The sequence below is a fragment of the Pseudoalteromonas sp. APC 3691 genome (assembly GCF_030408135.1).
Classification (GTDB): Bacteria; Pseudomonadota; Gammaproteobacteria; order Enterobacterales; family Alteromonadaceae; genus Pseudoalteromonas.
The window spans coordinates 1-7,190 of sequence record NZ_JASDCB010000105.1 but is presented as its reverse complement, the minus strand read 5'-3'; the positions used below and the strand labels follow the sequence as shown (position 1 = coordinate 7,190).

The following is a 7,190-nucleotide window of genomic DNA, read 5'->3' as shown; positions in this document are numbered from 1 at the left end:
ACAATATGCGCGGATTACATCAAGGTCAGAAGTAATAATCTTCACTAAAAGACCGTATATATGACAGCAAACCTGTCCCTGCTATCGTTGAATGACACCTTGCAATACTGGAGGAGACCATATATGAACTCTGGTTAAGAAATTTATTAACGTATTGAATCATGGTGATATTTAAATTTATTTTCTCTAGCCAGAGATTTTTAGTGAAAACAAGGCGAATTTACGCGTCAATAGCTGGCCTATTGCAAGTAAATTCAACGTAGTTAGCGCTGAAAATAGCTGCTTGAGATAGATTTATTATCCATAGTTCAGGTTATTTACAAATTCAAGATACAAAAAAAACCAGTAAGCTAAAAACTTACTGGTTTTTTGTTATTTATAGCAATGCAATTACCAGATTTTTACGCGATCTTCTGGTTTGATATACATTTTATCACCTTCTTTTACGTCAAACGCTTCGTAAAACTCAGGCATGTTCGACAAGATACCGATTACACGGTAGTGACTTGGTGAATGAGGGTCTGTTAATAAACGATTACGCAACTCTTCATCGCGGTAGTTACGACGCCAGATTTGTGACCAACCCATAAAGAAGCGTTGATCGCCTGTGTAACCATCTATCACGGGTGATTTTTTATCACCCAAAGATAGCATATACGCTTTATGCGCAACGGTTAAACCACCTAAGTCACCAATGTTTTCGCCAAGCGTTAGCTCACCATTAACACTTGCATCTTCAAATGGTTTATATTCGTTATACTGTGCAACTAAAGCCGCTGTACGCTCTTCAAATTGCTTAAGGTCAGTCTCACTCCACCAGTTACGTAAGTTACCGTCACCGTCGTATTTAGCACCTTGGTCGTCAAAACCGTGGCCAAGCTCATGCCCAATTACCGCGCCAATTGCGCCGTAGTTTACAGCATCATCCGCTTCTAAATTAAAGAATGGTGGTTGTAATATAGCGGCTGGAAATACAATTTCATTGTTTACTGGGTTGTAATACGCATTTACCGTTTGCGGAGTCATGTGCCACTCAGAGCGATCAGCTGGTTTACCCAATTTAGCAATCATATCTGCGTATGCCCATTCGCTATAACGAATGTAATTACCTACTAGCTCGTCTGAGTTAATCTCTAGCTCTGAGTAATCTTTCCACGTGTCTGGGTAACCAATCTTAGGCGTAAATTTGTCTAATTTTTCTTTCGCTGCAAGCTTTGTTTCAGGGCTCATCCACTCAAGATTTTCGATAGCAACGCCATAACCTTTAATTACGTTATCAACTAACTCTTCCATGCGTGCTTTAGCTTCTGGCGGGAAGTTATCTTTAACGTATACCTTACCTAAAATTTCACCAAGTACACTGTTAGATGCATCAACCGCTTGCTTCCAAAGAGGTGCTTGTTCTTCTACGCCACGAAGTGTTGTGCTGTAAAAGTCAAAGTTAAGGTTAACTAAATCTTCGCTAAGTAGCTCTGCATAACCACTTACGAAATGAAATTTTAAGTAGTTTTTCCACGTCGCTAAATCTGTGTCTTTGTAAATAGTAGCAAGTGCTTCTAAGTAGCTTGGTTGACGTACAATAATATCACTTGCACTCACACCTGCATCTTTAAAGAATGCAGCTAAATCAAGGTCGCCCATCAACTTGCTTGCGTCTGCTACTGTCATCTTGTTATAAGATTTAGTTGCATCACGGCTTTGCACACGGCTCCACTGAGCATCAGCTAGTGTTTTTTCAAATGCAAGTACGCTCTTGGCAGCTTCTGCTGCATTTTTAACGCCTGATTTTGCTAAAACATCTGTGATGTATTGCTCGTAAGAAGCACGAATTTTAGTGAATTTTTCGTCATCATTTAAGTAATAATCACGATCTGGTAAACCTAGGCCCGACTGAGATAAATACAATGCATACTCGCTCGAGTTTTTAGCATCGTTATTTACAAACCAACCAAACGGTAAAGTACCGCCTTGTTTTTGAATTTTAGCCATTAAACCCACTAAGTCAGCTTTAGATTTAACGCTATCAATCGTATCTAATGACGGTTGTAATGGCGTAATACCTAGCTCATTACGCGCAGATTGATTCATGTAGCTTTTATAAAATGCGCCAATTTTATACTCATCACTGCCTTTTTTAGCAGCTTTGTTTGCGGCTGCACTTTCAAGGGCAATTTTCATCGCTTTTTGTGACTCATCATATAGCTGCGAAAAAGAACCGTAGTTAGACTTATCACCTGGTATTTCAGTTTTAGCTAACCACTGCCCATTTACATGGTAGTAAAAATCGTCTTGTGCGCGTACTGAACTATCCATATTAGCTAATTCAATACCAAGCTCTAGTGGTTTTTCAGCGGGTGCTGTTACTACTGGAGTGTCGGTTACTTTAGTTTCTTGTTGTTTTTCACCACAACCTACCAAGCCAAGCGCAAGTGCGATACTTGCAGCAGCCATTGTTACTTTATTCATAATTATTCCGTTTGTTAGTTAGAATTGAATCATACCAATCTGCTTATATATGGGGTCTATTTAACGTTAAGAAAATCACGCTAGAACCAGGCAAAAGTTTTTGTATCTAGCTGCTCTAAATAAAAAATTTTTAACGACGTTATAGTGCAATTTAATTCGTTAAATTGATCAAAGACTTATGCAGGTTGGTATCACATACCAACTCCATTAAACTCTTGAATATAGCAGGAGTAAAAATAGCACTGCCTACACGCTTTTACTTAATGGAATGGGTATCAAAGAGCTTTCGATCAATATAAAGCCCACGCAGTATCATAAACCTCATTAAGCCAACAATAAAATGGAATATGTAACAAAGTATTTTGAATGCGGTGAGCTGCCAAATTAGCCCCACCAATAACAAGATGGTGGGTAGTTAAGACTTACTTTTATTTTTTCCGTGAAGCGCTAAACGCTCTAGTTTTTCTTTTAAAGAAGGGGGTGCAGAAGATGCTATCGCGTTTAAGTAATCAGCTGTTTGCTCACTCATTTTACGTGAGTTGGTAACTGCAGGACTGCCCGACTTATTCGCTGTACTTAATCTCTGAGTTGCTTGAGGATTTGCAGTTATTTTTATTTGCCCGAGCTCTGCCATTCCGGCAGCTCTAAAATGTGAAAGCATATCCATTTTTAAATAATTAAGCCTAAGCGCTATAGGTGCAGATACCGCCTCTATCATTAGCGTGCCGTCTCGGTAATTACTGACTCGGCATTTATCACCCAACTTAGGACCCAAAAAATCTTTTAATAGGGTTTGCTGTGTATCAAGTGCTTGGCTTTTGCCTGCATAAGCTGATAAACGATTATTTAACCCCGCCATAATATCGGTTAGCGGTTTTGGTGCATATCTATCTTTAGCCATTTTACACCTCGTAAAAGCTCACTTAGACCCAGAGATAATACTCTAGGTCTAAGTATACACTGCGTATTAATACTACGCGCCGGCTATTTGCATTTGCTCTATTAATACTGAGCCAGTTTGAATACCACCACGGCGTTCTATGTCACCACCAATAGCAGATATGCCTTTAAACATATCTTTTAAATTACCAGCAATGGTAATTTCGCTTACAGGATATTGGATTTCACCATTTTCAACCCAAAAACCAGCAGCACCACGAGAGTAATCACCCGTTACGGTATTTACGCCCTGCCCCATTAGCTCTGTAACTAATAAGCCGGTGCCCATCGTTTTTAATAGTGCAGTTAAATCGTTATGAGTTTGCTCAACAAGCCAGTTATGTATACCGCCAGCATGCCCTGTTGGGGTCATATTCATTTTACGCGCGGCATAACTTGCTAATAAATAAGTTTGTAGCTCGCCGCCTTGAATAATTTCCCTATCGAATGTTTTAACACCTTCGCTATCAAACGGTGACGACGCCAACCCTTTTAAAATATGTGGGCGCTCGGCAATATTCACACAATTACTAAATACTTGTGTGCCTAAGCTATCAAGTAAAAAACTTGATTTACGATAAAGCGCACCACCACCAATTGCCGACACTAAGTGACCAAACAATGAATTTGCAATATCGGCTCTAAAAATAACAGGCACTTTCATTGTGCCTAACTTTTGGCTATTTAATTTAGCCAATGTTTCAGCTGCTGCTTCAAGCCCAACTGCCGCTGCGTCATTTAAACCCGCTTGGTCGCGGGCAACAGTATAAGCAGAGTCGCGTTGCATCTGCTCGCCATCTTGACCTATTACCATCGTACTAATGCTATGACGAGTGCGTGGAAAGCCAGTTATCAAACCATGGCTGTTACCATAAACACGTAATCCTTGGTGAGATGAAAAACTCGCACCATCAGAGTTAACAATGCGCTCATCTGCGTTTAATGCAGCTTGCTCAGCAGCATGACAAAGCTCAACACCTTCTTCAGGGCTTACATCCCAAGGATGGTATAAATCTAAATCTTTAGGATTAAATTCAAGCAATTCTTTATCAGCAACGCCGTTAAATGGGTCATCCGATGTAAATTTGGCTATATCAATCGCTTTTTCGACTACCATGCGCAATGTTTTTGGATTTAAATCAGCGGTTGACGCCGAACCTTTATTATTACCAACGTATACACTAATGCCTAAGCCGCCGTCTTGGTTAAACTCAATGGTTTCTACTTCACCCATTCGTGTACTAACCGATAAACCAGACGTGCTAGACATAGCCGCTTCTGCAGCTGTTGCGCCTAATTTTTTGGCATGTTCGAGTACTTCTGCTACCGCATCTTTAACTTGCGATATTTGAGAATAAATTGGATCGTTTTGTTGGCTTTTCATAAATTAAGTCCTGAGCCTTAGAGGCATAATGCACGCATTTCTTATATTTAAATGCTAACACACTCAATGCATCACATCAGCTAATATTCCTAAGTATCATATTCATGTATAATGGCAAAAGTTATTTTTATTTAAGAGCACCCCATGGCAAAGAAAAAAGGCAAGCCTGCTGAAATTGAAGAAGAAATTGAATATGTATCAAGAACGGAGCTTAAGCGCGAAGCGCAAGAGTTTCATCAGTTAGGTACTGAAATTGCCAAAATGGGTAAAAAACAGCGCGAACGCCTGCCATTAAATGACGATTTAAAAGCGGCAATGGTTGTTGCTGATAAAATAAGTAATAAAAGTGACGCGTACCGCCGTCACTTAAACTACATCGCTAAAACGTTGCGTACTGTAGAAAACATTGACGCTATTAGAGCGATTATCGATGTAATGCTTAATAAAAATAACCAAGCTGAAGTATTGGTCAAAAAAATTGAGCAATTACGTTCAGACCTAATTGAACAAGGTGATGACCTTATCAATGAGACTATTGAACAGTTTCCGTCTCTTGATCGTCAGCAAATGCGTCAATTGGTTCGTAATGCGGCAAAAGAAGCGAAAGCTGAAAAGCCGGGTAAAGGTTATAAAGAGTTATTTCAATATCTCAAAGATGCTCATACCGTTACGTATTAATTAGACCGCATTAATTGATATTTTATTAAAAAAGGTGCTTCGGTACCTTTTTTGTTATAGATCAAACCGCCTCACTGCGTACTTTTTTATAATCCCCCCCTAAATAAATACTTAGGTGCGCGTGATGATTAAACTTCCACAATGGGATCAAACCCTAATAAACAAATATAATGTGTCTGGCCCGCGTTATACCTCGTATCCCACCGCTCTATCACTGCGTGACGGGTATCAACAACAAGACCTACTAAGCGCTGTAGAATCGTCAACGAGTCGTTCACTTTCTCTATATATTCATATCCCGTTTTGTAGCCAGCTTTGCTACTACTGTGGTTGTAATAAAATAATTACCCGCCATCAATCTAAGGCAGATACGTACCTCGACTTTTTAGCAAAAGAAATTACTGCCCAAGCTCATTTATTTAAAAACTACACGGTTGAGCAATTACATTTAGGTGGCGGTACTCCCACCTTTTTAACCGCAAAACAAATGACTCGTCTAATTAAGCTTTTAGAGCAGCACTTTAATTTTACAAGCACAACAGAGCGCGGCATTGAAATAGACCCACGCTCACTTGCCGATAATATGCTCGTTGATTTAAGGATGCTTGGCTTTAACCGTGTCTCATTTGGGATTCAAGACTTTAACGACGACGTGCAACTTGCTGTTAATCGCCCGCAAAATGCAGATACGGTTAAGCAATTAATTACACAAGCTCGCGAGCTGGGATTTCAATCTATTAATGCAGATATGATTTACGGGCTTCCTCTGCAAACGCCAGAGAGCTTTAAGCAAACTATAGAGCAACTTATTGAGTTAAGCCCTGACCGAGTATCGGTGTTTAACTACGCGCATTTACCAGAGCGCTTTGCCGCACAGCGTAAGATTAAAGATGCAGATTTACCCAGTGCACATAATAAACTCACTATGTTTAAAAACACGCTGGAGCAGATGACGCAAGCAGGCTATCAATTTATTGGTATGGACCACTTTGCAAAAACCGATAACGAACTAGCTATTGCGCAAAATGAAGGCAAGTTACATCGTAATTTTCAAGGTTATACAACCCATGGAAATTGTGATTTATTAGGCTTAGGCGTGTCATCAATTTCACAAATTGGCACTGCCATTTTACAAAATCAAAAAGAATTAAAACATTATTACCACAGCATCGAAACACAAATCGGCTGTGCCCTTAATAAAGGTATGCACTTAACGCATGATGATGTAATTCGTGCTGATGCAATTAAGCAGCTCATTTGCCAGTTTGAATTAGATATACAAGACTTTAGCGAAAAGCATGCGCTTATATTTAATGACTACTTTAAGGATGCGTTAATTGCGCTTACGCCGCTTATAAAAGATGAACTAGTCACTATAAATGATAATAAAATTAGCGTAACGCCACGCGGCAACTTATTCATTCGTATTATTTGCATGTGCTTTGACGCTCATTTACAAAAACAAATAAATGCGACGCGTTTTTCACGAGTGATTTAGCAGATCACTAGGGCGTGTTGATCTTTGTGGTATGAAAAACAAACAGCATGAAGATAAGGTATAATTGAATTCGCCAGAAAACTTTACACCGAACCTACATGCCAAGATTAATGTTAACAGACGGGACATGGAATGTCTTATCAAAAGTAATGTACTTAAGTGGTCGAATTTATAATAAGCCCGACCATAGAAAAACGCTCGAAGGCATACTGTATAAGATGCGCA

The 7,190-nt window shown here is 39.5% G+C and carries 5 protein-coding genes and 1 pseudogene; 3 read left to right on the top strand and 3 right to left on the bottom strand.

Annotated features, from left to right (window positions below; translation table 11 throughout):
- Positions 1-390 precede the first annotated feature (390 nt).
- From QL998_RS19860 to pmbA, 3 genes are all read right to left on the bottom strand, one after another.
- Positions 391-2,466: a M13 family metallopeptidase gene (locus QL998_RS19860; protein WP_290193338.1), complete on the bottom strand. Its 2,076-nt coding sequence runs from the start codon at positions 2,464-2,466 to the stop codon at positions 391-393.
- A 415-nt stretch (positions 2,467-2,881) separates the two neighbouring features.
- Complete coding sequence (locus QL998_RS19855) at positions 2,882-3,367, bottom strand: DUF721 domain-containing protein (RefSeq protein ID WP_024589904.1); 486 nt, start codon at positions 3,365-3,367, stop codon at positions 2,882-2,884.
- A 72-nt stretch (positions 3,368-3,439) separates the two neighbouring features.
- Complete coding sequence (gene pmbA, locus QL998_RS19850) at positions 3,440-4,789, bottom strand: metalloprotease PmbA (protein WP_182198028.1); 1,350 nt, start codon at positions 4,787-4,789, stop codon at positions 3,440-3,442.
- Between the two features lie 144 nt (positions 4,790-4,933).
- Here pmbA and yjgA point away from each other — a divergent pair, with 144 nt between their 5' ends.
- From yjgA to QL998_RS19835, 3 genes and pseudogenes are all read left to right on the top strand, one after another.
- On the top strand, positions 4,934-5,467 hold the full coding sequence (gene yjgA, locus QL998_RS19845; protein ID WP_007582068.1) for a ribosome biogenesis factor YjgA: 534 nt from the start codon (positions 4,934-4,936) through the stop codon (positions 5,465-5,467).
- A 124-nt stretch (positions 5,468-5,591) separates the two neighbouring features.
- Positions 5,592-6,965 (top strand): oxygen-independent coproporphyrinogen III oxidase, encoded by a 1,374-nt coding sequence (gene hemN, locus QL998_RS19840; protein WP_182198029.1) that lies wholly within the window; start codon positions 5,592-5,594, stop codon positions 6,963-6,965.
- A gap of 98 nt (positions 6,966-7,063) precedes the next feature.
- Positions 7,064-7,190: pseudogene (locus tag QL998_RS19835) on the top strand (IS5/IS1182 family transposase); the annotation flags it as partial.

Bases quoted from the DNA above. Each gene is read 5' to 3' on its own strand.
- QL998_RS19860 (WP_290193338.1), bottom strand. From the start codon at position 2,466: ATGAATAAAGTAACAATGGCTGCTGCAAGTATCGCACTTGCGCTTGGC.
- pmbA (WP_182198028.1), bottom strand. From the start codon at position 4,789: ATGAAAAGCCAACAAAACGATCCAATTTATTCTCAAATATCGCAAGTT.
- QL998_RS19855 (WP_024589904.1), bottom strand. From the start codon at position 3,367: ATGGCTAAAGATAGATATGCACCAAAACCGCTAACCGATATTATGGCG.
- yjgA (WP_007582068.1), top strand. From the start codon at position 4,934: ATGGCAAAGAAAAAAGGCAAGCCTGCTGAAATTGAAGAAGAAATTGAA.
- hemN (WP_182198029.1), top strand. From the start codon at position 5,592: ATGATTAAACTTCCACAATGGGATCAAACCCTAATAAACAAATATAAT.